Annotated in this window: 16 protein-coding genes and 4 pseudogenes; 13 read left to right on the top strand and 7 right to left on the bottom strand. The window is 68.9% G+C overall.

The window, feature by feature from the left end:
* The 9 genes and pseudogenes from BLV94_RS50110 to BLV94_RS51680 form a co-directional block, all read left to right on the top strand.
* Window positions 1-182, top strand: a 182-nt coding sequence (locus tag BLV94_RS50110) for an AMP-binding protein (RefSeq protein WP_143051481.1), incomplete at its 5' end; no start/stop codon positions are given.
* A gap of 355 nt (window positions 183-537) precedes the next feature.
* Window positions 538-831, top strand: coding sequence for a hypothetical protein (locus BLV94_RS52270; RefSeq protein ID WP_425272520.1), 294 nt, complete (start codon window positions 538-540; stop codon window positions 829-831).
* A pseudogene (locus BLV94_RS52265) lies at window positions 759-1,451 on the top strand (condensation domain-containing protein); the annotation flags it as partial. The gene BLV94_RS52270 and the pseudogene BLV94_RS52265, both read left to right, overlap by 73 nt.
* Window positions 1,452-1,525: 74 nt before the next feature.
* On the top strand, window positions 1,526-2,857 hold the full coding sequence (locus BLV94_RS51695) for a condensation domain-containing protein (RefSeq protein WP_074933951.1): 1,332 nt from the start codon (window positions 1,526-1,528) through the stop codon (window positions 2,855-2,857).
* Window positions 2,854-3,063, top strand: a pseudogene (locus BLV94_RS51690) (AMP-binding protein); the annotation flags it as partial. The gene BLV94_RS51695 and the pseudogene BLV94_RS51690, both read left to right, overlap by 4 nt.
* Before the next feature lie 169 nt (window positions 3,064-3,232).
* Complete coding sequence (locus tag BLV94_RS51685) at window positions 3,233-3,448, top strand: AMP-binding protein (RefSeq protein WP_074933949.1); 216 nt, start codon at window positions 3,233-3,235, stop codon at window positions 3,446-3,448.
* 154 nt (window positions 3,449-3,602) lie between these two features.
* A complete protein-coding gene (locus BLV94_RS51910) occupies window positions 3,603-3,803 on the top strand; it encodes a hypothetical protein (RefSeq protein WP_341866514.1) in 201 nt (66 codons plus the stop codon).
* Window positions 3,764-4,375: pseudogene (locus tag BLV94_RS51305) on the top strand (phosphopantetheine-binding protein); the annotation flags it as partial. The gene BLV94_RS51910 and the pseudogene BLV94_RS51305, both read left to right, overlap by 40 nt.
* Window positions 4,376-4,750: 375 nt before the next feature.
* Window positions 4,751-5,035: pseudogene (locus BLV94_RS51680) on the top strand (condensation domain-containing protein); the annotation flags it as partial.
* 370 nt (window positions 5,036-5,405) lie between these two features.
* Here the strand turns inward: BLV94_RS51680 and BLV94_RS46025 are convergent.
* From BLV94_RS46025 to BLV94_RS46005, 5 genes are all read right to left on the bottom strand, one after another.
* Window positions 5,406-14,267 (bottom strand): non-ribosomal peptide synthetase, encoded by an 8,862-nt coding sequence (locus tag BLV94_RS46025; protein ID WP_244163822.1) that lies wholly within the window; start codon window positions 14,265-14,267, stop codon window positions 5,406-5,408.
* 267 nt (window positions 14,268-14,534) lie between these two features.
* On the bottom strand, window positions 14,535-15,317 hold the full coding sequence (locus BLV94_RS46020) for a polyprenol monophosphomannose synthase (protein ID WP_072946208.1): 783 nt from the start codon (window positions 15,315-15,317) through the stop codon (window positions 14,535-14,537).
* On the bottom strand, window positions 15,244-16,947 hold the full coding sequence (gene lnt / locus BLV94_RS46015) for an apolipoprotein N-acyltransferase (protein WP_072946207.1): 1,704 nt from the start codon (window positions 16,945-16,947) through the stop codon (window positions 15,244-15,246). Before lnt ends, BLV94_RS46020 begins: the two co-directional genes overlap by 74 nt.
* The gene (locus tag BLV94_RS46010; protein ID WP_072946206.1) at window positions 16,937-18,541 is read right to left on the bottom strand and encodes an amidohydrolase; all 1,605 of its coding nucleotides are present in this window, start codon (window positions 18,539-18,541) and stop codon (window positions 16,937-16,939) included. The genes lnt and BLV94_RS46010 overlap by 11 nt, the downstream gene beginning before the upstream one ends.
* Window positions 18,542-18,553: 12 nt before the next feature.
* Window positions 18,554-19,060 carry an FxsA family protein gene (locus BLV94_RS46005; protein WP_072946205.1) on the bottom strand — a complete coding sequence of 169 codons (507 nt, stop codon included), beginning with the start codon at window positions 19,058-19,060 and terminating at the stop codon, window positions 18,554-18,556.
* Between the two features lie 203 nt (window positions 19,061-19,263).
* Between BLV94_RS46005 and BLV94_RS46000 the strand changes: the two genes are divergently transcribed.
* Window positions 19,264-19,881: a hypothetical protein gene (locus BLV94_RS46000; RefSeq protein ID WP_072946203.1), complete on the top strand. Its 618-nt coding sequence runs from the start codon at window positions 19,264-19,266 to the stop codon at window positions 19,879-19,881.
* 27 nt (window positions 19,882-19,908) lie between these two features.
* Here the strand turns inward: BLV94_RS46000 and BLV94_RS45995 are convergent, their stop codons facing one another.
* Complete coding sequence (locus BLV94_RS45995) at window positions 19,909-20,568, bottom strand: response regulator (RefSeq protein ID WP_072946200.1); 660 nt, start codon at window positions 20,566-20,568, stop codon at window positions 19,909-19,911.
* Window positions 20,569-20,733: 165 nt separating this feature from the next.
* Here BLV94_RS45995 and BLV94_RS45990 point away from each other — a divergent pair, with 165 nt between their 5' ends.
* The 3 genes from BLV94_RS45990 to BLV94_RS45980 all read left to right on the top strand — a co-directional run bounded on the left by BLV94_RS45990 (window position 20,734) and on the right by BLV94_RS45980 (window position 23,233).
* Window positions 20,734-21,162 (top strand): CBS domain-containing protein, encoded by a 429-nt coding sequence (locus BLV94_RS45990; protein WP_072946198.1) that lies wholly within the window; start codon window positions 20,734-20,736, stop codon window positions 21,160-21,162.
* Between the two features lie 10 nt (window positions 21,163-21,172).
* Complete coding sequence (locus BLV94_RS45985) at window positions 21,173-21,457, top strand: YciI family protein (protein ID WP_072946196.1); 285 nt, start codon at window positions 21,173-21,175, stop codon at window positions 21,455-21,457.
* 210 nt (window positions 21,458-21,667) lie between these two features.
* Window positions 21,668-23,233, top strand: coding sequence for a glycosyltransferase family protein (locus tag BLV94_RS45980; RefSeq protein WP_072946193.1), 1,566 nt, complete (start codon window positions 21,668-21,670; stop codon window positions 23,231-23,233).
* A gap of 60 nt (window positions 23,234-23,293) precedes the next feature.
* Here BLV94_RS45980 and BLV94_RS45975 read toward each other — a convergent pair whose 3' ends face one another.
* The gene (locus BLV94_RS45975; RefSeq protein ID WP_072946191.1) at window positions 23,294-24,022 is read right to left on the bottom strand and encodes a TetR/AcrR family transcriptional regulator; all 729 of its coding nucleotides are present in this window, start codon (window positions 24,020-24,022) and stop codon (window positions 23,294-23,296) included.
* Window positions 24,023-24,125 lie beyond the last annotated feature (103 nt).

Genomic DNA, 24,125 nt, shown 5'->3' with positions numbered 1-24,125 from the left:
TGGCGTCGCTCGATCACCGTGGTCTGGACCATCTGCGGACTGTGGTGGTGGCGGGTGATGTGTGTCCGCCGGAGTTGGTGGCGCGGTGGGCGCCGGGCCGGGTGATGGTCAATGCGTACGGTCCGAGTGAGACGACGATCATGTCGTCGGCGACGGGTCCGCTGGTGCCGGACAGGCGGTGAGTGTCGGGTCACCGACCGTGGGTGTCGATCTCGTCGTCCTCGATGACCGGTTGCGTCCGGTCCCGCTCGGGTGCGCGTGAGCTGTATGTCCTCGGCTCCAGCTTGGCTCGGGGGTATGTGCGCCGGCGGGGTTGACGGCGGGACGGTTTGTGGCGTCGCCGTTCGGTGCGGGTGGCCGGATGTATCGCACGGGTGATGTGGTCCGCTGGGTGGCCTCGCAGGCGGGTCTTGGGTTCTGGAGTTTCTGGGCCGCAGTGATTTTCAGGTCAAGATCCGTGGGTTCCGGATCGAATTGGGTGAGATCGACGCCGTGTTGGCGTCGCATCCGGTGGTGGAGTTCGCGCACACGGTCGCTATGACGACGGGAGCGGAAATACTCGCTTGGTGTCGTATGTGCTGCCGGCCGGCAGCGGACATCGAAACCCGGGTGTTGTCGGAGTTCGTCGGGGAGCGTCTTCCCGGGTACATGGTGCCGTCGTCGATCGTGGTGTTGGATTCGCTGCCGTTGACCCCGGCGGCAAACTGGACCGCAACGCCCTGCCTGCACCGGTATTCGCCGCACGCTCGGCCGACATCGTGCGCCCGAGAACGGTCACCGAGGAGATCCTTCTCGGAATCTTCCGCGGCGTCCTCGGTCTGCCCGAACTGAGCGTCGACACCAGCTTCTTCGACCTCGGCGGCAACTCGCTGACGGCCACCCAGGTCGTGTCCCGGGTGAACGCCGCCCTTGGTGTGCGGATCGGGGTCCGGGACCTCTTCCAGTCGCCGTCGGTGGCGCAACTGGCGGCCTCGGTGGTGGGCGCCGCGCCGCAATCCGACCCGCGGCCGGTGCTGGAGGCGCGGGAACGACCCGACCGCGTGCCCCTGTCCGTTGCGCAGCAACGAATGTGGTTCCTCAACCAGTTCGACACCTCCTCGGCCGCCTACAACCTGCCGATTTCCCTGAGGCTTACCGGCGCACTCGACCGCGACGCCCTGCGCAGGGCGCTCGACGACGTCCAGGAACGGCACGAGGCGCTCCGCACCGTCTACCCCGACAGCGCGGACGGACCCATCAGCTGATCACCCCGCCGTGAGCGTGCTACCCGCAGACGGCCCGCCGACGTCGCCACCGAGTCGCTCACCGCCGCGGTGACGGCCCTCGGCGGCGCAGGATTCGACCTCACCACCGATACGCCGATGCGCGCCGGGCTGTTCCGCGAGGCGCCGGACCGGCACGTCCTCGTCCTCGTCGTCCACCACATCGCCGCCGACGGCTGGTCGATGACACCACTGGCCGCCGACGTGATGCTCGCGTACGCTGCGCGCGTCGCCGGTCACGCGCCACCTGGGCGCCCCTGCCGGTGCAGTACGCCGACTACAGCCTGTGGCAGCGTGAGCTGCTGGGGTCGGAGGACGACCCGAACAGCCTGTCCGCCAAGCAGATCTCCTACTGGCGGTCGGCGCTCGCCGGAGTGCCGCAGGTGATCGAACTGCCCACCGACCGGACCCGGCCCGCCGACATGTCGCACCGCGGTGGCCGCGTCGAGTTCACGATCCCGCTGACGTCACCGGCGTCTCCTCGATCTGGCGCAGAGCACCGGCACCACCTCGTTCATGGTGACGCACGCCGCGCTGGCCGTGCTGCTGCGCCGCCTGGGTGCCGGGTCCGACATCGTGATCGGCACCCCCGTCGCCGGTCGCGGCGAGGAAGCGCTCGACCATCTCGTCGGCATGTTCGTCAACACCCTCGTACTCCGGACGCCGTCGAACCCGCCGACACGTTCGGGGACGTGCTGGCCCGGGTGCGCGACGCCGACCTCGCCGCGTTCCAGCACGGCGACGTCCCCTTCGAGCGCCTCGTGGAGGTGCTCAGTCCCGCCCGGTCGTCCGCGCATCATCCGCTGTTCCAGGTGATGCTCACGTTCCAGAACACCGCGAACACCCGGGTGGAACTCGACGGGCTCGAGGTCGAGGCCGCCGAGATCGACGTCCAGGTGGCGAAGTTCGACCTGCAACTCACCGTCGTCGAGCAGTTCGACTCCGCCGGCGACGCCGCAGGTCTGGCCGTGCAACTGTCCTACGCGACAGATCTGTTCGACCACACCACGGCCGAGTCGATCGGCGAACGATTCGCCCGGCTCCTCGACGCGGTCGCAGGCAACCCGCCGGTCGCCGTCGGCGACCTCGACCTCCTCGCGGCGGGGGAACGCGCCGCCCTCACCGCGGCCAACGCAACGCACCGTCCGGTGCCGGCGGACACCCTGGTGTCGCTGTTCGCAGCCCAGGCCGCCGCCACCCCGGATGCCGTGGCGCTGGTGTTCGACGATCGGCGGCTGACCTACGCCGAGTTCGACGAGCAGACCGACCGACTCGCCCGCCACCTGATCCGGAACGGGGTGGGACCGGAGTCCGTCGTCGCGGTCGGGATGCGGCGCTCGATCGACCTGCTCGTCGCCGTCTACGCGATCGTGAAGGCAGGCGCAGCGTATCTGCCGATCGATCCCGACCATCCGGTCGAGCGCACCGCGTACGTGCTCGACACCGCACAGCCGGTCTGTGTGCTGACACGCGCCGCCGACGACACGACGTTCTCCACCGCGGCACTCGTGGAGTACATCGACACCCTCGACCTCCCGAGGAGGACTCGGAACCGGTCGCCCCCGCGCTCACCGCGGCGAACACGGCGTACGTGATCTTCACGTCCGGCTCGACGGGTCGTCCGAAGGGGGTCGCGGTCACGCACGGCGCGATCGTGAACCGGCTGCTGTGGATGCAGCACGAATACGCCCTGACCAGCTCGGATATCGTTCTGCAGAAGACCCCGGTGACGTTCGACGTGTCGGTGTGGGAGCTGTTCTGGCCGCTGCAGGTCGGGGCGTCCCTGGTGATCGCCGCACCGGACGGGCACCGCGATCCCGATTACCTCGCCACCCTCATCCGCCGGCACCGCGTCACCACGCGCATTTCGTGCCGTCGATGCTGTCGGTATTCACTGCTGAACCGGCTGTGGTGCAGTGTGATTCGTTGCGGTTGGTGTTCTGTTCGGGGAGGCGCTGACGCCGGAGCAGGTGTCGCGGTTCCGGGCGGTCAGTGGTGCGGGTCTGCACAATCTGTACGGGCCGACGGAGGCTGCCGTCGACGTGACGTACTGGGAGACCGGTGCGTCGGACACATTCTCTGTCCCGATCGGTCGTCCGGTGTGGAACACCCAGTTGCATGTGCTCGATGCCCGGTTGCATCCGGTGCCGAACGGGGTGGCGGGGGAGCTGTATCTGGCGGGGTGACCAGTTGGCGCGGGGTACTTCGGCCGCGTCGATCTCACCGCGGATCGGTTCGTGGCGAACCCGTTCGCCGCGGGTGGCGGATGTATCGGACGGGGGATCTGGTGCGTCGCCGGGCCGACGGGGCGTTGGAGTATCTGGTCGTACGGATTTCCAGGTGAAGTTGCGGGGGCAGCGGATCGAGTTGGGTGAGATCGAGGCGGCCCTGGAGACGCATCCGGACGTGGTGCAGGCGGTTGTGGTGGTGCACCGGGACGAACGCGGCGAGGAACCCTCGTCGCCTACACGGTCGGTGCCGCGAACACCGAGGCGGCGGATCTCCGAGACCACGTTGCCCGGGTGCTGCCGTCGTACATGATTCCGGCGCAGGTCGTGCACCTGGACACGCTGCCGCTGTCGGTGAACGGAAAACTCGACCGCAAGGCCCTGCCCGCACCGAACCTCGACACCGCGACCGCTGAATACGTGGCACCGCGGACCCCCGCCGAGGTGGTTGTCTCCGACGTGTTCGCCGAGATCCTGGGTGTCGAGCGGGTCGGCATCCACGACCACTTCTTCGACCTCGGCGGCAACTCCCTCGTCGCCACCCGCCTGGTATCGCGACTGCGCAACGCACTCGGCGTCCCGGTGTCGCTGCGCGATGTCTTCGATGCGCCGACCGTCGGCGGGCTCGCACAGAGACTCGACGGGGCCGACCCTGCGGCGCACCTCGCGCCTCCCGCACTGACTCCGCGGAAGCGGCCCGAGCAGGTGCCGTTGTCGCCAGCCCAGCAACGCGTGTGGTTCCTCAACCAGTTCGACACCGCGAGTCCGGTCTACAATCTGCCTCTCGCCGTGCGGTTCTCGGGTGACCTCGACATCACGGCACTGAGTCGCGCGCTCCGCGACGTACTGCACCGGCACGAATCGCTGCGCACCGTGTTCCCCGCCTCGGACGCCGGCCCCTGGCAGCGCATCCGCGACGTGCACGACGCCGACCTCGACCTCACCGTCGCCGAGGTGACGGGAGGCCGACCTCCCCGCCGCGATCCGGGGATTCGCCCTCGCCGGCTTCGATGTCACCACCGAGATTCCGGTACGCGCTCAACTGCTGCGCGTGCGGAACGACGAACACGTGCTCGTCCTGATGGTGCACCACATTGCCGCCGACGGATGGTCGTTCGCGCCGCTGTCCCCGCGACCTGATGCTCGCGTACGCCGCGCACAGCGGCGGCCACGAACTGCAGTGGACGCCGCTGCCCGTGCAGTTACGCCGACTACACACTCTGGCAGCACGAACTCCTCGGCGACGAGGACGACCCGGACTCGCGGGCCGCCCGCCAACTCGCGTATTGGGAAACCGCGCTGGCCGGGCTGCGGGACAGCCTCGACCTGCCCACCGACAGGCCGCGACCCACCGTCGCGTCGAAGCACGGCGCCACCCTGTCGTGGGAGATTTCCGCCGAACTGCACGAACGCCTGCTGAACCTGGCCCGCACACAGAACGCCACCCTGTTCATGGTCGCGCACTCCCACTGTCGGTACTGCTCAGCCGGCTCAGCGCGACCACCGACATCGCCATCGGCCACGCCCGTCGCCGGCCGCCGGTGACCGCGACCTCGACGACCTGGTCGGCATGTTCGTCAACACCTCGTGCTCGCGCCACAATGACCCGGCCTCGTCGTTCACTGAACTACTGCAGCAGGTCCGAGACGTGAACCTCTCCGCGTTCGCGCAACACGGATGTGCCGTTCGAGCGTCTGGTGGAGCACCTGAACCCCACCCGCACGGCAGCAACACCACCCGCTGTTCCAGGTGGCGCTGTTCTTCCAGAACCACGCCCCACGCACCTCGAACTCCCCGGCCTGTCGGTGTCGAGCCAACCGATCCTTCCCGACGTCGCCGCGTTCGACCTGCAACTCGTCCTCACCGACACCCACGCCGCCGACGGGCGACCCGGCCCCATCGCCGCCGAATTCAACTACGCCACGACCTGTCGACGAGAGCACGGTCCGCTCGTCGGCGCGCAGTTCGTCCGGATCCTCGAGGCCGTCACAGTTGCACCGCAGACGCCGGTCGGCGACATCGCGATCGCGGACCCCGCCACACGCATCCGCGAAATGTCCGGATGGAACGCCACCGACCACGACGTCCCCCTCACCACCCTGCCGGATCTTTCACGCGCAGGTAGCGCGGACTCCCGAAGCCCGGCACTGGTTTTCGAGGGCGTCTCCTCACCTATGCGGAGTCGATGCTCGGGTGATCGGCTTGCCCGGTATCTGATCTGGTGTGGTGTGGGGCCGGAGTCGAGGGTCGCGTTGGCGATGCGGCGCTCGCTGGACCTGGTGGTGGGCAATGTACGCGGTGGTGGAAGGCGGGCGGTGCCTACGTGCCGTCGACCCCGACCATCCCGTCGACCGCATCGGGTACTGCTGGAGTCTGCCAGGCCGGTACGCGTTTCTGACCAGTACCCACGGATCACAGTTGCAGTTCCCTCCGCGTCGAAGTGCTCCACCGCATCGATGACCTGGACCTGACCCAGACCACTGCCGTGCACGCGGCACACCGGACCGCTTCGAAGGATTGCACCGTCGTTCCGGCGGCGTAATGACGTACCGGCCGTACTCATGGTCCGCGCCGGGAATCGCATTCCGAACGCGCAGTCGGTGATGCGCGTGCCGGAGTAGTCGGTCAGGTCCAGGTCATCGATCGTGATCACTTCGACGTCGGAGGGAACTGCACTGTGATCCGTGGTACTGGTCAGAACGCGTACCGGCCTGGCAGACTCCAGCACGTACCCGATGCGGTCGACGGGATGGTCGGGGTCGACGGGCACGTAGGCACCGCCCGCCTTCACCACCGCGTACATTCCCACCACCAGGTCCAGCGAGCGCCGCATCGCCAACGCGACCCTCGACTCCGGCCCCACACCACACCAGATCAGATACCGGGCAAGCCGATTCACCCGAGCATCGAACTCCGCATAGGTGAGGGAGACGCCCTCGAAAACCAGTGCCGGGGCTTCGGGAGTCCGCGCTACCTGCGCGTCGAACAGATCCGGCAGGGTGGTGAGGGGGACGTCGTGGTCGGTGGCGTTCCATCCGGACAGTTCGCGGATGCGTGTGGCGGGGTCCGCGATCGCGATGTCGCCGACCGGCGTCTGCGGTGCAACTGTGACGGCCTCGAGGATCCGGACGAACTGCGCGCCGAACGAGCGGACCGTGCTCTCGTCGAACAGGTCGGTGGCGTAGTTGAATTCGGCGGCGATGGGGCCGGGTCGCCCGTCGGCGGCGTGGGTGTCGGTGAGGACGAGTTGCAGGTCGAACGCGGCGACGTCGGGAAGGATCGGTTGGCTCGACACCGACAGGCCGGGGAGTTCGAGGTGCGTGGGGGCGTGGTTCTGGAAGAACAGCGCCACCTGGAACAGCGGGTGGTGTGCTGCCGTGCGGGTGGGGTTCAGGTGCTCCACCAGACGCTCGAACGGCACATCCGTGTGCGCGAACGCGGAGAGGTCCACGTCTCGGACCTGCTGCAGTAGTTCAGTGAACGACGAGGCCGGGTCCAGTTGTGCGCGGAGCACGAGGGTGTTGACGAACATGCCGACCAGGTCGTCGAGGTCGCGGTCACCGCGGCCGGCGACGGGCGTGCCGATGGCGATGTCGGTGGTCGCGCTGAGCCGGCTGAGCAGTACCGACAGTGCGGAGTGCGCGACCATGAACAGGGTGGCGTTCTGTGTGCGGGCCAGGTTCAGCAGGCGTTCGTGCAGTTCGGCGGAAATCTCCCACGACAGGGTGGCGCCGTGCTTCGACGCGACGGTGGGTCGCGGCCTGTCGGTGGGCAGGTCGAGGCTGTCCCGCAGCCCGGCCAGCGCGGTTCCCCAATACGCGAGTTGGCGGGCGGCCCGCGAGTCCGGGTCGTCCTCGTCGCCGAGGAGTTCGTGCTGCCAGAGTGTGTAGTCGGCGTACTGCACGGGCAGCGGCGTCCACTGCAGTTCGTGGCCGCCGCTGTGCGCGGCGTACGCGAGCATCAGGTCGCGGGACAGCGGCGCGAACGACCATCCGTCGGCGGCAATGTGGTGCACCATCAGGACGAGCACGTGTTCGTCGTTCCGCACGCGCAGCAGTTGAGCGCGTACCGGAATCTCGGTGGTGACATCGAAGCCGGCGAGGGCGAATCCCCGGATCGCGGCGGGGAGGTCGGCCTCCGTCACCTCGGCGACGGTGAGGTCGAGGTCGGCGTCGTGCACGTCGCGGATGCGCTGCCAGGGGCCGGCGTCCGAGGCGGGGAACACGGTGCGCAGCGATTCGTGCCGGTGCAGTACGTCGCGGAGCGCGCGACTCAGTGCCGTGATGTCGAGGTCACCCGAGAACCGCACGGCGAGAGGCAGATTGTAGACCGGACTCGCGGTGTCGAACTGGTTGAGGAACCACACGCGTTGCTGGGCTGGCGACAACGGCACCTGCTCGGGCCGCTTCCGCGGAGTCAGTGCGGGAGGCGCGAGGTGCGCCGCAGGGTCGGCCCCGTCGAGTCTCTGTGCGAGCCCGCCGACGGTCGGCGCATCGAAGACATCGCGCAGCGACACCGGGACGCCGAGTGCGTTGCGCAGTCGCGATACCAGGCGGGTGGCGACGAGGGAGTTGCCGCCGAGGTCGAAGAAGTGGTCGTGGATGCCGACCCGCTCGACACCCAGGATCTCGGCGAACACGTCGGAGACAACCACCTCGGCGGGGGTCCGCGGTGCCACGTATTCAGCGGTCGCGGTGTCGAGGTTCGGTGCGGGCAGGGCCTTGCGGTCGAGTTTTCCGTTCACCGACAGCGGCAGCGTGTCCAGGTGCACGACCTGCGCCGGAATCATGTACGACGGCAGCACCCGGGCAACGTGGTCTCGGAGATCCGCCGCCTCGGTGTTCGCGGCACCGACCGTGTAGGCGACGAGGGCTTCCTCGCCGCGTTCGTCCCGGTGCACCACCACAACCGCCTGCACCACGTCCGGATGCGTCTCCAGGGCCGCCTCGATCTCACCCAACTCGATCCGCTGCCCCCGCAACTTCACCTGGAAATCCGTACGACCCAGATACTCCAACGCCCCGTCGGCCCGGCGACGCACCAGATCCCCCGTCCGATACATCCGCCCACCCGCGGCGAACGGGTTCGCCACGAACCGATCCGCGGTGAGATCGACGCGGCCGAAGTACCCCCGCGCCAACTGGTCACCCGCCAGATACAGCTCCCCCGCCACCCCGTTCGGCACCGGATGCAACCGGGCATCGAGCACATGCAACTGGGTGTTCCACACCGGACGACCGATCGGGACAGAGAATGTGTCCGACGCACCGGTCTCCCAGTACGTCACGTCGACGGCAGCCTCCGTCGGCCCGTACAGATTGTGCAGACCCGCACCACTGACCGCCCGGAACCGCGACACCTGCTCCGGCGTCAGCGCCTCCCCCGAACAGAACACCAACCGCAACGAATCACACTGCACCACAGCCGGTTCAGCAGTGAATACCGACAGCATCGACGGCACGAAATGCGCGGTGGTGACGCGGTGCCGGCGGATGAGGGTGGCGAGGTAATCGGGATCGCGGTGCCCGTCCGGTGCGGCGATCACCAGGGACGCCCCGACCTGCAGCGGCCAGAACAGCTCCCACACCGACACGTCGAACGTCACCGGGGTCTTCTGCAGAACGATATCCGAGCTGGTCAGGGCGTATTCGTGCTGCATCCACAGCAGCCGGTTCACGATCGCGCCGTGCGTGACCGCGACCCCCTTCGGACGACCCGTCGAGCCGGACGTGAAGATCACGTACGCCGTGTTCGCCGCGGTGAGCGCGGGGGCGACCGGTTCCGAGTCCTCCTCGGGGAGGTCGAGGGTGTCGATGTACTCCACGAGTGCCGCGGTGGAGAACGTCGTGTCGTCGGCGGCGCGTGTCAGCACACAGACCGGCTGTGCGGTGTCGAGCACGTACGCGGTGCGCTCGACCGGATGGTCGGGATCGATCGGCAGATACGCTGCGCCTGCCTTCACGATCGCGTAGACGGCGACGAGCAGGTCGATCGAGCGCCGCATCCCGACCGCGACGACGGACTCCGGTCCCACCCCGTTCCGGATCAGGTGGCGGGCGAGTCGGTCGGTCTGCTCGTCGAACTCGGCGTAGGTCAGCCGCCGATCGTCGAACACCAGCGCCACGGCATCCGGGGTGGCGGCGGCCTGGGCTGCGAACAGCGACACCAGGGTGTCCGCCGGCACCGGACGGTGCGTTGCGTTGGCCGCGGTGAGGGCGGCGCGTTCCCCCGCCGCGAGGAGGTCGAGGTCGCCGACGGCGACCGGCGGGTTGCCTGCGACCGCGTCGAGGAGCCGGGCGAATCGTTCGCCGATCGACTCGGCCGTGGTGTGGTCGAACAGATCTGTCGCGTAGGACAGTTGCACGGCCAGACCTGCGGCGTCGCCGGCGGAGTCGAACTGCTCGACGACGGTGAGTTGCAGGTCGAACTTCGCCACCTGGACGTCGATCTCGGCGGCCTCGACCTCGAGCCCGTCGAGTTCCACCCGGGTGTTCGCGGTGTTCTGGAACGTGAGCATCACCTGGAACAGCGGATGATGCGCGGACGACCGGGCGGGACTGAGCACCTCCACGAGGCGCTCGAAGGGGACGTCGCCGTGCTGGAACGCGGCGAGGTCGGCGTCGCGCACCCGGGCCAGCACGTCCCCGAACGTGTCGGCGGGTTCGACGGCGGTCCGGAGTACGAGGGTGTTGACGAACATGCCGACGAGATGGTCGAGCGCTTCCTCGCCGCGACCGGCGACGGGGGTGCCGATCACGATGTCGGACCCGGCACCCAGGCGGCGCAGCAGCACGGCCAGCGCGGCGTGCGTCACCATGAACGAGGTGGTGCCGGTGCTCTGCGCCAGATCGAGGAGACGCCGGTGGACGTCAGCGGGGATCGTGAACTCGACGCGGCCACCGCGGTGCGACATGTCGGCGGGCCGGGTCCGGTCGGTGGGCAGTTCGATCACCTGCGGCACTCCGGCGAGCGCCGACCGCCAGTAGGAGATCTGCTTGGCGGACAGGCTGTTCGGGTCGTCCTCCGACCCCAGCAGCTCACGCTGCCACAGGCTGTAGTCGGCGTACTGCACCGGCAGGGGCGCCCAGGTGGGCGCGTGACCGGCGACGCGCGCAGCGTACGCGAGCATCACGTCGGCGGCCAGTGGTGTCATCGACCAGCCGTCGGCGGCGATGTGGTGGACGACGAGGACGAGGACGTGCCGGTCCGGCGCCTCGCGGAACAGCCCGGCGCGCATCGGCGTATCGGTGGTGAGGTCGAATCCTGCGCCGCCGAGGGCCGTCACCGCGGCGGTGAGCGACTCGGTGGCGACGTCGGCCGGGCCGTCTGCGGGTAGCACGCTCACGGCGGGGGTGATCAGCTGATGGGGTCCGTCCGCGCTGTCGGGGTAGACGGTGCGGAGCGCCTCGTGCCGTTCCTGGACGTCGTCGAGCGCCCTGCGCAGGGCGTCGCGGTCGAGTGCGCCGGTAAGCCTCAGGGAAATCGGCAGGTTGTAGGCGGCCGAGGAGGTGTCGAACTGGTTGAGGAACCACATTCGTTGCTGCGCAACGGACAGGGGCACGCGGTCGGGTCGTTCCCGCGCCTCCAGCACCGGCCGCGGGTCGGATTGCGGCGCGGCGCCCACCACCGAGGCCGCCAGTTGCGCCACCGACGGCGACTGGAAGAGGTCCCGGACCCCGATCCGCACACCAAGGGCGGCGTTCACCCGGGACACGACCTGGGTGGCCGTCAGCGAGTTGCCGCCGAGGTCGAAGAAGCTGGTGTCGACGCTCAGTTCGGGCAGACCGAGGACGCCGCGGAAGATTCCGAGAAGGATCTCCTCGGTGACCGTTCTCGGGCGCACGATGTCGGCCGAGCGTGCGGCGAATACCGGTGCAGGCAGGGCGTTGCGGTCCAGTTTGCCCGCCGGGGTCAACGGCAGCGAATCCAACACCACGATCGACGACGGCACCATGTACCCGGGAAGACGCTCCCCGACGAACTCCGACAACACCCGGGTTTCGATGTCCGCTGCCGGCGCCGGCAGCACATACGACACCAAGCGAGTATTTCCGCTCCCGTCGTCATAGCCGACCGTGTGCGCGAACTCCACCACCGGATGCGACGCCAACACGGCGTCGATCTCACCCAATTCGATCCGGAACCCACGGATCTTGACCTGAAAATCACTGCGGCCCAGAAACTCCAGAACCCAAGACCCGCCCTGCGAGGCCACCCAGCGGACCACATCACCCGTGCGATACATCCGGCCACCCGCACCGAACGGCGACGCCACAAACCGTCCCGCCGTCAACCCCGCCCGGCGCACATACCCCCGAGCCAAGCTGGAGCCGAGGACATACAGCTCACCGCGCACCCCGAGCGGGACCGGACGCAACCGGTCATCGAGGACGACGAGATCGACACCCACGGTCGGTGACCCGACACTCACCGCCTGTCCGGGCACCAGCGGACCCGTCGCCGACGACATGATCGTCGTCTCACTCGGACCGTACGCATTGACCATCACCCGGCCCGGCGCCCACCGCGCCACCAACTCCGGCGGACACACATCACCCGCCACCACCACAGTCCGCAGATGGTCCAGACCACGGTGATCGAGCGACGCCAACGCCGCCGGCGTGCAGAACGCATGCGACACCTCGTGGTCGGCCACAAACTCCGCCAACTCCGACCCACCGTAAATCGTGGTCGGCGCCACCACCAGCGTGGCCCCCGCACAGACCGCCATCACCAACTCGAACACCGACGCATCGAAACTCGGCGACGCGAAATGCAACACCCGCGAACCCACCGACACCACCAGACGGTCCCGCTCGTCCGCCGCCAGATTCACCAGACCACGATGCGTGACCGCCACACCCTTCGGCCGTCCCGTCGACCCCGAGGTGTAAATCACATATGCCGGATGATCCACCGACAACGCCCGCGTCCGATCGGCATCGGTCACCGCATCCGCCGGATATGCGGCAACGGCCGACAAAAATTCGTCGTCGTCGAGAACCAACCACAGTGTCGAATCCGGCAAACCCGCCCGCAATGCCGCCGTCGTGACACCGATCGGCGCACCACAATCCTCCAGCATGAACGCGATGCGGTCAGCCGGATAGCTCGGATCGACCGGAACGAACGCCGCTCCCGCCTTCGCCACCGCCCACACACTCGACACCGACTCCCGCGACCGCGGCAATGCCAACGCCACCACGATCTCCGGGCCGACCTGGAGGTCGATCAGGAGACGGGCGAGCCGGTTCGAGGTGTCGTCCAGGGCGCGGTAGCTGAGAGTGTCGGCGGATGGCCCGGGCCCGGGCGCGACGAGGGCGTCACCGTCCGGGTTGCCGCGGACGGCGCCGGCAAGCAGGTCCGGCAGCGTGACCGGTGCGAATCCGGCGCGTCCGGTGGCCGGAACCAGGTTGCGGCGTTCGTCGTCGTCGAGGATCTCGAGGTCGCCGATCAGCCGCGGGGCGCCGGTGTCGGAGGTGAGGAAAGCGCCGAGGAATCGGGTGAAGCGGGCGTGGTGGGCGTGGAGGGCGTCTTCGGAGTACAGGTCCGGGTTGGCCTCGAGGTCGAGGTTGAGGCTGGTGCCGGCGACGCCGTGGTAGACGTTGACGGCGAGGTCACTGATGGGGCCGGTGGACAGCAGTTCGAGGCGGCCGACGATGCTGCCGAGGGTGATCTCGGTGTGGAACAGCATGACGTTGATCAGTGGGCCGTAGAAGCCCTGATGATCGGTGGCGGCGTCGCGCCGGATGTCGATGTGCGGGTACCGCTGGTGCCGGAGCGCCGCGGTGACCTCCAATCGGACCGCTGCCACCACATCGGCGTTCGTCATGTCCGGGCGCACGTGCAGGCGAAGCGGGACGACGTTGGACACCATGCCGCCGGAGCGGCGGAGCAGCGCGGTGGTGCGGGCGGTGACGGGCAGACTGACCGCGACCTCTTCGCGTCCGGTCATTCGGGCGAGATAAGCGGCGAAGGCGGCGATGACTTCGAAGGCGGCCGACGAGTCGTGGCGGTTCGTCGCGGCGTCGAGGTGGTCGACGAGGGGGCCGGGGATCTGGCCGCCCGTCGTGCGACTGCGTGCCCGCGCGGGGGCGGTCCGGTCGACGAGGCTGTGCGGTTCGCCGAGGGTAGATGCCCGCTCGGACCAGTACTCCCGGTCGGCGAGGTAGCGCGACGACGTCCGGTAGTCGTCGTCGACGCGGGCGACGTCGGTGAGTTCGGCGGCCTTGGACGGCGCCACAGTGCGCCCCTCGACGGCCGCGGTGTACAGCTCCGCGGTCCGGTCGACGAGCGTCACCGAGCCCATGCCGTCGAGTGCGACGTGGTGCACGCGGCAGTACCAGTAGTGGTGGTTCGGCCCGATCCGCAGGACCGCCGAGGTCACCAGCCGGTCGCGGCACACGTCGAGCGGGGTGGTGTACTCCCGCCGCATCCACTCCGTGGCCGCCGCCCTCGGATCGGGCTCGTGCTGCAGGTCGACCAACCTGACCGATGCCTCCAGCGTCGGATCGATCAGCTGGTAGGGAACTCCGTCGACCTCGACGAGGCGGAGGAAGGCGGAGCCGAGTTCGCGGCCCGCGGCGATCAGCGACTCCGACAGCAGCGGGACGTCGAGGGCACCCACCAGTTCGACGCACTGCGCGATGTTGACGGGCACTGCGGGATCGAGCTGCTGGGCGAACCACATGCCCCGCTGAGCGGCGGAGAGCGGAAATGCACCGTCCGGAATGCGACCTTCCGCGGTCACGTCACCACCCGGTACAGCTTCGACCACCTTGTTCGTCCTCTTCCCACTCCGGCGGTGGGAAGAACCCACCGGCCACCCAAGAAACTCATAGTGACCCGCGAACCTGGGAATTTACCGAACATTACCCGGGAGTACGCTTCAGGTTCCTATCGGACGAGCGGTTCGGACCGTTTCAACGTGTCTCACGATGTGGACATCTCGGGCATATTCCCATGTACATCATGTTTGTCGGCGGTCTACGTAGAACTGCCCCACGCCTTCCGGAGAAGGAATGGGGCAGCGGTCGGCCGGGAGCTATCCGGCGGCCACACCCTTGATCCGGGCGATCCGGTTCCGCAGCCCCCACTGGGTGACCTTGAGGAGGGCCTCGCGGACGATCCCGCCGCTCATCTTGGATTCACCGATCTCCCGCTCCGTGAACGTGATCGGAACCTCACGGACCGTGAAGCCCTCCTGAATGGCCCGCCAAGCCAGGTCCACCTGGAAGCAGTAGCCGTGTGACTCCACCGCGGCGAGGTCGAGCTTCTCGAGCACCTCACGGCGGTATGCGCGGTACCCGCCGGTGATGTCCTTGATCTTCACGCCGAGGGCCAGCCGTGAGTAGATGTTCCCGCCGCGTGACAGCCACTCGCGGTGTTTCGGCCAGTTGACCACCGTGCCGCCCGGCACGTACCGCGACCCGAGGACGAGGTCGGCACCGGCATCGACCTGGTCGAGCAGGCGATGCAACTGTTCCGGGGCGTGGCTGCCGTCGGCGTCCATTTCGACGAGCACGGTGTAGTCGCGGTCCAGGCCCCACCGGAAGCCGGCGATGTAGGCGGCGCCGAGACCGTTCTTCTCCGTCCGGTGCATCACGTGGATGCGACCGGCGTCGTCGTTCGACGCGAGGGCATCCGCGACGTCTCCGGTGCCGTCGGGGCTGCCGTCGTCGACGACGAGAACATGCGTCCGCGGCAGCGCCGCATGCAGGCGCCGCACGATCGGGCCGAGATTCTCCCGCTCGTCATACGTCGGAATGATCACCAGAGTCCGTGCGCTCGGTGCCCCGCTCTGCCCGGAACCGGTCTCCGATGTCATGAGGATCCTCCCTGCCGGCATCTGCCGGCGCCTTCTCGGTACTGCTGTGACTCAGTGTGCGAACGGTGCGTCGTCGTTGCACCACGGCGAACGCGACGGCAGCGACGGCGCCGACACAGAGAAGAATCTCCGGAATCGGGCCGAGCCGACTAGCCAGCGTAGTACCGGTGCTCAGCGGCACCTGCGACACCAGGGCCGCGGGGACGAAGAGCGGAGTTTCCGCCACCGTGGCCCCGTCGGGTCCGATGATCGCGCTCACACCGCTGGTGGCGGCCACGACGACGGCGCGCCCGTGCTCCACGGCCCGCACCTTCGACATGGCCAGTTGCTGGTAGGTCATTTCGGTGTCGCCGAACGTGGCGTTGTTGGTGGGGACCGCGAGGAGTTCGGCGCCGCTGCGCACCGACTGCTCGAACGCCCGGTCGAAGGCGACCTCGTAGCAGGTCGCGACGCCGACCGCGATCCCGTTCGCGTGGACGACGCCGTCACCGTCGCCGGGAACGAAGTTGCCGGCGCGGTCGGCGTACGAGGAGAAGTGCCGGAAGAATCCGCGATACGGCAGGTATTCGCCGAACGGCTGGATGATCTTCTTGTCGTGCCGCTCCTGCGGTCCGGCGTCGCCGTCCCACACGATCACCGAGTTGGTGGTGGTGCGGTCGGAGTTCACGAGCACCGCGCCCACCAGGATGGGTGCGCCGATCGCCTCGGACGCGCGGGAGATGTCCGCGGCGGCGTCGGCGTTGCGCAGCGGGTCGATGTCGGATGCGTTCTCGGGCCAGACGACGAGGTCGGGTTGCGGCGCCGCGCCCGACGCCACGTCGTCGGCGAGTTCGAGGGTGCGGTTCACGTGATTGTCGAGGACGCGTTTGCGTTGGTCGTTGAAGTCGAGACCGAGTTTGGGGACGCTGCCCTGGATCGCGGCGACGGTGATCGTCCGGTCGCCCGAGTGCATTCCCGGCAGTGCCGGCCACAGCGCGAGGGAGACGACCGTCGCGGCGAGCGCGGCGACCAGACCGCCTGCGAGCGGCCGCACCCAGTTCGTGGCGCCGCCCGACCGGGCCCGCACCGTCACCGCGACGGACGCCAGTCCGGCGCCGGTCAGCGCGACGGCGAAGCTGAGCAGCGGGGAACCCCCGATGCTCGCGAGCGGCAGGAACCAGCCCTCCGACTGGCCGAACGCCAACCGCCCCCAGGGGAAGCCGCCGAACGGCACGCTCGCCCGCAGCCATTCCGTCAGCGACCAGCACGCCGCGATCCACAGCGGCGCCCAGCGCAGCCGGGAGACCAGCACGGCGAGTACGCCGAACAGTCCGATGAACAGCGACTCGACCGCTGCGAGCGCGAGCCACGGGAGGGCACCGACGAACACCCCGATCCACGGGAGCAGCGGCACGAGAAAACCGAGTCCCGCGAGGTAGCCGTACCCGAAGCCCGCGCGCAGCCGCGGCGCCGCGCCGCCGGCACCGGTGAGGACGAGCGTCAGCAGGGCGATGCCGACGGGAGCGAGAAACCACAGGGGGCGGGGCGGAAATCCGCCGAAGACGAGGAATCCTGCGGCCACCGACAGGACGGAGCGCACGAGCACGCCCCGCTTTCCGGTGGTCCAGTGTGCCGTCGTGCTACCGCTCATGGACGACGCTCCCCCGGTGAACCGAACGCAGCAGGACCGGCGTGGGCGCGTCGTCCTCGAGACGCGGCAGGGCGGGCACCCGGGACCGGGGATCGGTCGACCACCGCTGCACGGAATCCTTGGGGGCACTGACCACCAGTTCGCCCGCATCCCACACGGCGTACGACGCCGGCGCACCCGGAGCGAGCGTCCCGGCGAGCCCGTCGCGGACCCCCCCGGCACGCCACGCACCGCGGGTGGCGGCCGAGAACGCGGCGCGCGGGGAGATCCCGCTGCCGGGTGTGCGGTGGTGGACGGCCGCGCGCAGCATCGCCCAGGGTTCGACCGGGGTGACGGGTGCGTCGGAGCTCAGTGCGAGCGACACCCCGGCAGACGCGGCGGCGGCGAACGGGTTGAGGGTGACGGCACGCTCGGTTCCGAGGCGCTGCGCGTACAGGCCGTCGGTTCCGCCCCACAGGGCGTCGAATGCGGGCTGGACGCTGGCGATCACACCCCACTGCGCCAGCCGCGCCGCGTCGTCACCGGTCATCATTTCGGCGTGCTCGAGTCGGTGCCCGGCGGCCGCGACGGCGGGACCGCCCAACTCGTCGGCGACGACGGCGAACGCGTCGACCGCGGCCCGGACGGCGGCGTCGCCGATGACGTGGAACCCGGCCTGGATGCCGGCGATCGTGCAGGCGCGCACGTGCGCGGCGATCTCGTCGACTCCGAGGTAGCTCTTGCCGGTGCCACCGTCCAGGTCCGCATAGGGTTCGCTGAGCCACGCCGTGTGCGAGCCGAGGGATCCGTCGATGAACAGGTCGCCGCCCAGCGCGTGCGCGCCGGTGGCGTCGAGCAACTTCCTGGCCTCGTCGGCGTCGGTGACCGCCTCACCCCAGTAGCCGCGGACCTCGACGCAGTGCGGGGTGGCGAGGAGTTCACGGAAATCGTCGAGTCCGGCGATGTCGGGTCCGCCGCACTCGTGGACCGCGACGATGCCGCGCGAGGCGATGGCGTCGAGGGCGGCGACGCGGGCGGCGGACCGCTGCCCGGCCGTCAACAGCGAGCGGGCGACGGTGCGGGCGGCGTGGTGCGCCTCGAAGGTCAGCGGCCCCTCGGACGAGAACCCCGAGGTCTCGCTCAGATCCGGGACCGACCGGCGCAGGGCCGTCGAGCACACGGCCGAGTGGACGTCGATCCGGGACAGGTACACAGTGCGTCCGGGGGCGGCCTCGTCGAGTTGCGTCGTGGTCGGGCCAGTGCCTTCCGGCCACGCCGATTCGTCCCAGCCGTGTCCCCAGATGACCGCGTCGGAATGGGTGCGGGCGAAGGACGCGAGCCGGTCGAGGCACTCGCGGAGCGAACCGACCCCCACCAGGTCGAGTCCGACGATGTTCAGGCCGAGCGCCGTGACGTGCACGTGGGTGTCGACGAACGCCGGTGTGACGAACGCCCCGCCGAGGTCGACCACGTCGGCGCCGGGGTGCAGCGCGCGGGCCGCGCGGTCGTCGCCGACCCACGACACGACGCCGTCGGTCACTGCCATCGACGTGGCGTCTGGAGCAAAGGAACTGTAGATTCGGCCGCCGACCAGCAGTTGTGTAGTCACAGGCAACCAGTCTGCCTGTTAGGGCAGAACGCGGGGATCACGGGTCGGGGTTCGGGGGTCCTCGTCGATCACTTCGCCCTCGAAGACCTCGTCGACCACCTCTCCCTCGATCACCTCGCCGCGTCCGCGCCGGGGTGCCCGCGCGAAGGCCTCGGCCCCGGCCGCGACGGTCGCGGCGCGGCCGCCTGCCAGCAGGACCACGACGGGCCGGAGGGCCCACCGGGTGGGGGGAATGAGGAAGAGCAGTCCGAGCACCGAGGTGACCAGGCCGGGAACGAACATCAGGGCGGAGCCCAGCGCGACGAGTGCACCGTCCGCGACCGCGGCCCCCGGGGATCCGTCGCCGCCCGCCGCCCGGCGCAGGCCGTCCATCACACGACGCCACTGCGACCGCATCAGCAGCAGTCCGATCAGCGTTCCCCCGAGCAGGAGGAGCACCGTCCACAGCACGCCGATCGCGTGACCGACCAGGACGAGCGCGGCGATCTCCACCACTACGTACAACAGGAACAGTGCGGCGTACATGACGCCCCCTTTCGGACGGCCGGTTCATCGGGGGTCTGGGGTCAACCGTCTGCTCGTTCAACGTTCGACGGCGCCGATTTTCTCCCGGCCGCAGATATCGAAGCGGGCACGATGCTAAACCTCAAGTTGACATTGAGACTCTGGGCATGATGCAGTTCACTGCGATGGGGGTCTTCCGATCCCGCGCACAACGAGGAGCCGAAATGACTCGTCCCACAGTCTTCCGCCGAGCCGCAATCGTTCTCGCGTCCGCAGCCGCCTTCGGCATGCTGTCTTCGGGACCGGCGTCGGCAGCACCGGTCGCCGACTTCGCAAAGGGCGCCGCCGAACTGCAGGCGCTGGCCACCGAGGTCTCCCCCGCCGCGACCGCCGCCGTCGACGCACTTCTCGGCGCCAGCATGTTCATCCCGAAGGACGTGCTCGAAGTCGGACTCACCACGCCGCAGGACTTCATGTACCCGTCCCCCACCCTCGGGTGCGGCGTCGCCGACAAACCCGCGACCGTCACGCTGGCCAGCGCCCAGGGCGGACCGAACCTGTTCCCCCAGATCAGCGCGAACCAACTCCGCTTCCAGGCGATCCCCGCCTACGTCGCGATCCCGCAGTCGTCCGAACTCAGCGTCGCGTGGATCAACCTGACCACGTTCCAGGGCGGCATCGTCAAACTCGACGACAAACTGCCGATCTTGGGCACCCCGCTGCTGTCGAAGATCGTCGACACCGGCAAGGGCACGGTTCTCGCGACGATGTTCGGCACGGTCGGCTACGCCGACGCCATCACGTGCACGGTGGTCCCGACCGTCGGCACCTTCACCGTCTGACGGCAGTACGCTTCCCCACCCGCCGGCCTACGAGCCGGGTCGCACCAGGCCCGTCTCGTAGGCCAGCACCACTGCCTGCACCCGGTCGCGGACGTTCAACTTGGTGAGGATCCGGCCCACGTGCGATTTGATGGTCGACTCCGACAGGAACAGCTGAGCGGCGATCTCCGTGTTCGACAGCCCGGTGGCGACCAACTGCAGCACCTCCCGCTCACGTTCGGTCAGCACGTCGAGGATCTCCGGGTCGCGCAGCGGCGCCGGACCGTCGTCGAGGAACCTCGCCAGCAACCGCCGGGTCACCTTCGGCGACACCACGGCATCCCCCGCGGCCACGCTGCGAATGGCCGACACCAGGTCTTCCGACGGGGTGTCCTTGAGCAGGAACCCGCTGGCACCCGCCCGCAACGCACCCATGGCGTGCTCGTCGAGGTCGAACGTGGTCATCACCAGCACACGGCTCGCGACCCCGGACTCCAGGATCTGGGCGGTCGCGCTCACCCCGTCCACCACCGGCATGCGCACGTCCATCAACACCACGTCCGGTTCGAGTTTGCGAACCGCGGCGACGGCGGCCGCGCCGTCGCTCGCCTCACCGACGACGGTGATGTCGTCCTGGGCGTCGAGCACCATGTTGAGGCCCATCCGCATCAGTTCCTGGTCGTCGACGAGTAGCACGGTGATCGGCACAGCGCCAACCTAACACCGCGCTCCGGGTGCGCGCGCAGCCCGCGGGACGGGGCGGTCACGAGTGGATAACCAAACCAAGACCTCCATTAGCCCTGGCATACGCTCGAAGTCTGCCTATGATCGAGTCGGCGGACAGTGGGAGAGCCCAGGGATCGGGGTGTCCAGATGCGAATCGCGGATGTGTTGCGGAACAAGGGTCCCGCCGTGGTGACGGTGGATCCGGATATGCCGGTCAGTACCCTGATCGGCGAACTCGCCCGGCACAACGTCGGAGCGCTGGTGGTCACGGAGAACGACGCCGTCGTCGGGATCGTCACCGAACGCGACATCGTGCGCCGCATCCACGAACGCGGCCCCGACATCCTGAATGCGCGGGTCGTGGACATCATGACCACGTCGGTGTTCGCCTGCCTGCCGACCGACACCGTGGACAGTCTCGCCGAGACCATGACCGAACGCCGGATCCGGCACCTGCCGGTGATCGTCGACGGCCAGTTGGTCGGCATCGTCAGCATCGGCGACGTGGTGAAGAGCCGGATCGGCGAGTTGCAGACCGAACGCGACCAGCTCGAGTCCTACATCGACCACGGCTGAGCGAGGACCCATGCCCCTGTTCGTCGTGGAGTACACGTACAGCCCCGAGACGTCGGCCCTTCGCGACGATCACCGAACACAGCACCGTGCGTGGCTCTCCGAACTTCTCCGTCGCAAGATCATGCGCTCGAGCGGGCCTCTCGCGAGCGGCCACGGTGCGCTGTTCATAGTCGACGCCGAGGACGAGGACGCGGTCGCGCGCGTGTTCGCGCACGATCCGTTCGCCGAGGAGAATCTGGTGGCGAACGTGCAGATCCGCGAATGGTCGCCCGCGATGGGCGAATTCAGCGAATAGCACGCCGGGAACCATCGGCGGCGGGCGGTCCCGCGGCCTGGGGACTCAACCCGCGGAACCTGGACCGGGTGTGCCACCGGTTGCGCCTCCGACCCTGCGCCGTCGATTTCCCGTCAATCCGCGCCGCTAAACACTCACCGCGCACACGACCTCGTCACGTTCGGGTTCGGTGGCTGCGCGGCGCTCTCGCCTGCCCTCTACGATGTCGCGGTGTCTACAGGATTGCTGAACCCGCCGCTCGATCGGTCCACCCCGCCGCCGGTCGCGAACTCGTATCGGGCGCCGGCGATCCTCGCCGCATCCGGCGCCGTGGTGGCGGCCGTGCTGTTCTGGGTCGTGTCCGGCAGCCTCACCGACGATGCCTACATCAGCCTGTCGGCTGCCCGGAACCTGGCCGTCCACGGCGAGTGGGCGATCGTGCACGGCCTGACCGCGAACACGTCGACGTCCCCGCTGAACGTGCTGGTCCTCGGCGCGCTGACGTTCCTGACCCGGTTGTGGGGCCCGGGCGATCCGCTGCTCGCACTCGGAATGCTCAACGTCGCGGTCACCGCGCTACTGGGGTGGGTGCTGGCCCGGATCGGCCGGCGACTCGGACTCGGACCGTTCTGGGCTGCGCTCGCCGGTGCACTGGTGGTGTTCAACCCGTTCGTGTTGTCGGCGGTCGGGCTCGAGGTGCTGTTGATCCCTGCCGCGGTCGCGGTGATGGTGTGGTTCGCGCTCGACGGCCGGGCCGCGTGGTTCGGTGCGGCCGCGGGGATGGCGGCGCTGGTACGACTGGACCTGCTCGTGTTCGTTCTCGTCATCGCGGCCCTGTCGCCGGCGATTCGCGGCCAGGTGCGGCAGGCCCTCGGGGGCTTCGCCGCGATCGCCGCGCCGTGGTACCTCTTCAGCTGGCTCGTCCTCGGTTCGGCCCTGCCCGACACCTTCCTGATCAAACAGGGCCAGGCCTCCGACGTGGGCGGCTACAACTACCTCACGGGACCGGTCATGTACTTCGAGTCCAACCCGTGGCGGACCGTCGCCGCATTCGGGCCCGCAGCACTCGGACTCGTCCTGCTTCTCCTCGCACTCTTCTCGTACGCCCGCTACCGGACGCGACCGCTGCCGGTGCCAGTGCCGGGAGCGGTGCTCGCGCTCGGGCTGTCCGGCGCCCTCTACTACGTCGCCTACGTCGTCCTCGACACCGTGCCGTACCACTGGTACTACGTGGCGCCCGCGACGACACTGGCGATGTTCGCCGTCCTCGCCGCCGGCATCCACTGGACGGCTGCTCGCGACACGACGGACCGCGCCGCCGCCGGTGCGCTGGCCGGTGCGTTCGCCGTGCTGGGCGTCGGCGCGGTGTATTTCGACGTCGAGGGCGGTCTTCCGTGGGAGGCACCACCCATTTTCGGTAACTGGGCGAGCGCGCAGGACTACGAGCGGGTCGGCCGTGCGGTCGGGACGCTCGTCGGGGACGCACCGGTCCGGTCTCCGGGTGAGATCGGCACGCTTGCGTACTTCTGTGAATGCGTGATCGTCGACGAGTTCTCCGACCGCGGGTTGGTGGTCGAGGACCGGTTGGTGCCACGCCTCGCCGAGGCCTCCGAGCCGGCGCGAACGCTGCTGCGCGCGAACTACGCCTTCTTCGATTACCGGCTGGCGCCGGTAGATCCCGCCTTCGACCTCCGGTACGGGGAGGGTCGCGGTCCCGGCGGGCCGATGTCGTGGGAGGTGTTCTCGGCGGCCCGCGGAGTCGGCCACTTCACCCTGGTGCCGCTCGCCGCCGGCTGAGGCCCTGTGGAACGTCGTCGACGACGTTCGCGACCCTGGAGTCACCGATGAAGGTCGGGATCATGCGCCCTCCGGGCGCCGCGCCGCGTCGAGTCGCTGAAGCAGGGCGCGTGCGCCGTCGAGGAACAGTTCGAGCGCGTCGGGATACGCGCTGCGGTCGGAGAGTTCCACCAGAAGTCCCGCGGTCGCCGCGATGTTCGGGTGGGTCTCAGCAGGCAGTTGGGTGTAGGACGATCGCCACAGTTCCCGGTCGGACTCGCGGACGTCGTCGGGTAGCGCGAGTTCGGCGCCGTCGAGTGCGGCGAACGCCAGCATCTGATCCACGAACGCGCGATAGAGGCGGACGGCTGTACCGTCGGGAAAGCCCGCCTCACGCAGTATTCCGAGAATCGTGTCGACTGCGGCTTGCTCGGAGGCGCGGCCGCTGACTCTGCTGGCCGACAGGACTGCCGCCTGCGGGTGGTCCAGATACGCCGCATGCGAACGTATTCCGAGTGCGTACAGGTCCCGCCACCAGTCCCCCGTGGGTTCCCACCCGTGAAACGACCGGCCGATCAGCTCGTCGGCGATCGCCAACGTCAGGTCGTCGATGCCGCGAAAGTAGCGGTACAGGGTGCTCGGGTCGGCCCCCAGCGCAGCCCCGAGACGGCGGGCGGACAACCCTGCGCTGCCGTGATGCCGCAGCAATCGCAGCGCCGTCTCGATGATCGCCTGCTCCGAGAGAACCACACCCTGTTTCGTCGGCCTGCGCCTCCTCCTGGGCGAGTCCGAGACCATCTGCTTCGCCAATTCCGGGGCTCCTTCCCTCACACCTGCCTTATGCCAACACCGTTGACCATGTCGACACCGACAGTGTTGCATGTCACAGGCAGGGAGCGAAAGCCCAGGCACC

The sequence above is a fragment of the Rhodococcus koreensis genome (assembly GCF_900105905.1).
Classification (GTDB): domain Bacteria; phylum Actinomycetota; class Actinomycetes; order Mycobacteriales; family Mycobacteriaceae; genus Rhodococcus_F; species Rhodococcus_F koreensis.
The sequence above is the reverse complement of the archived record's forward strand: the minus strand, read 5'-3'. Positions and strand labels throughout refer to the sequence as shown.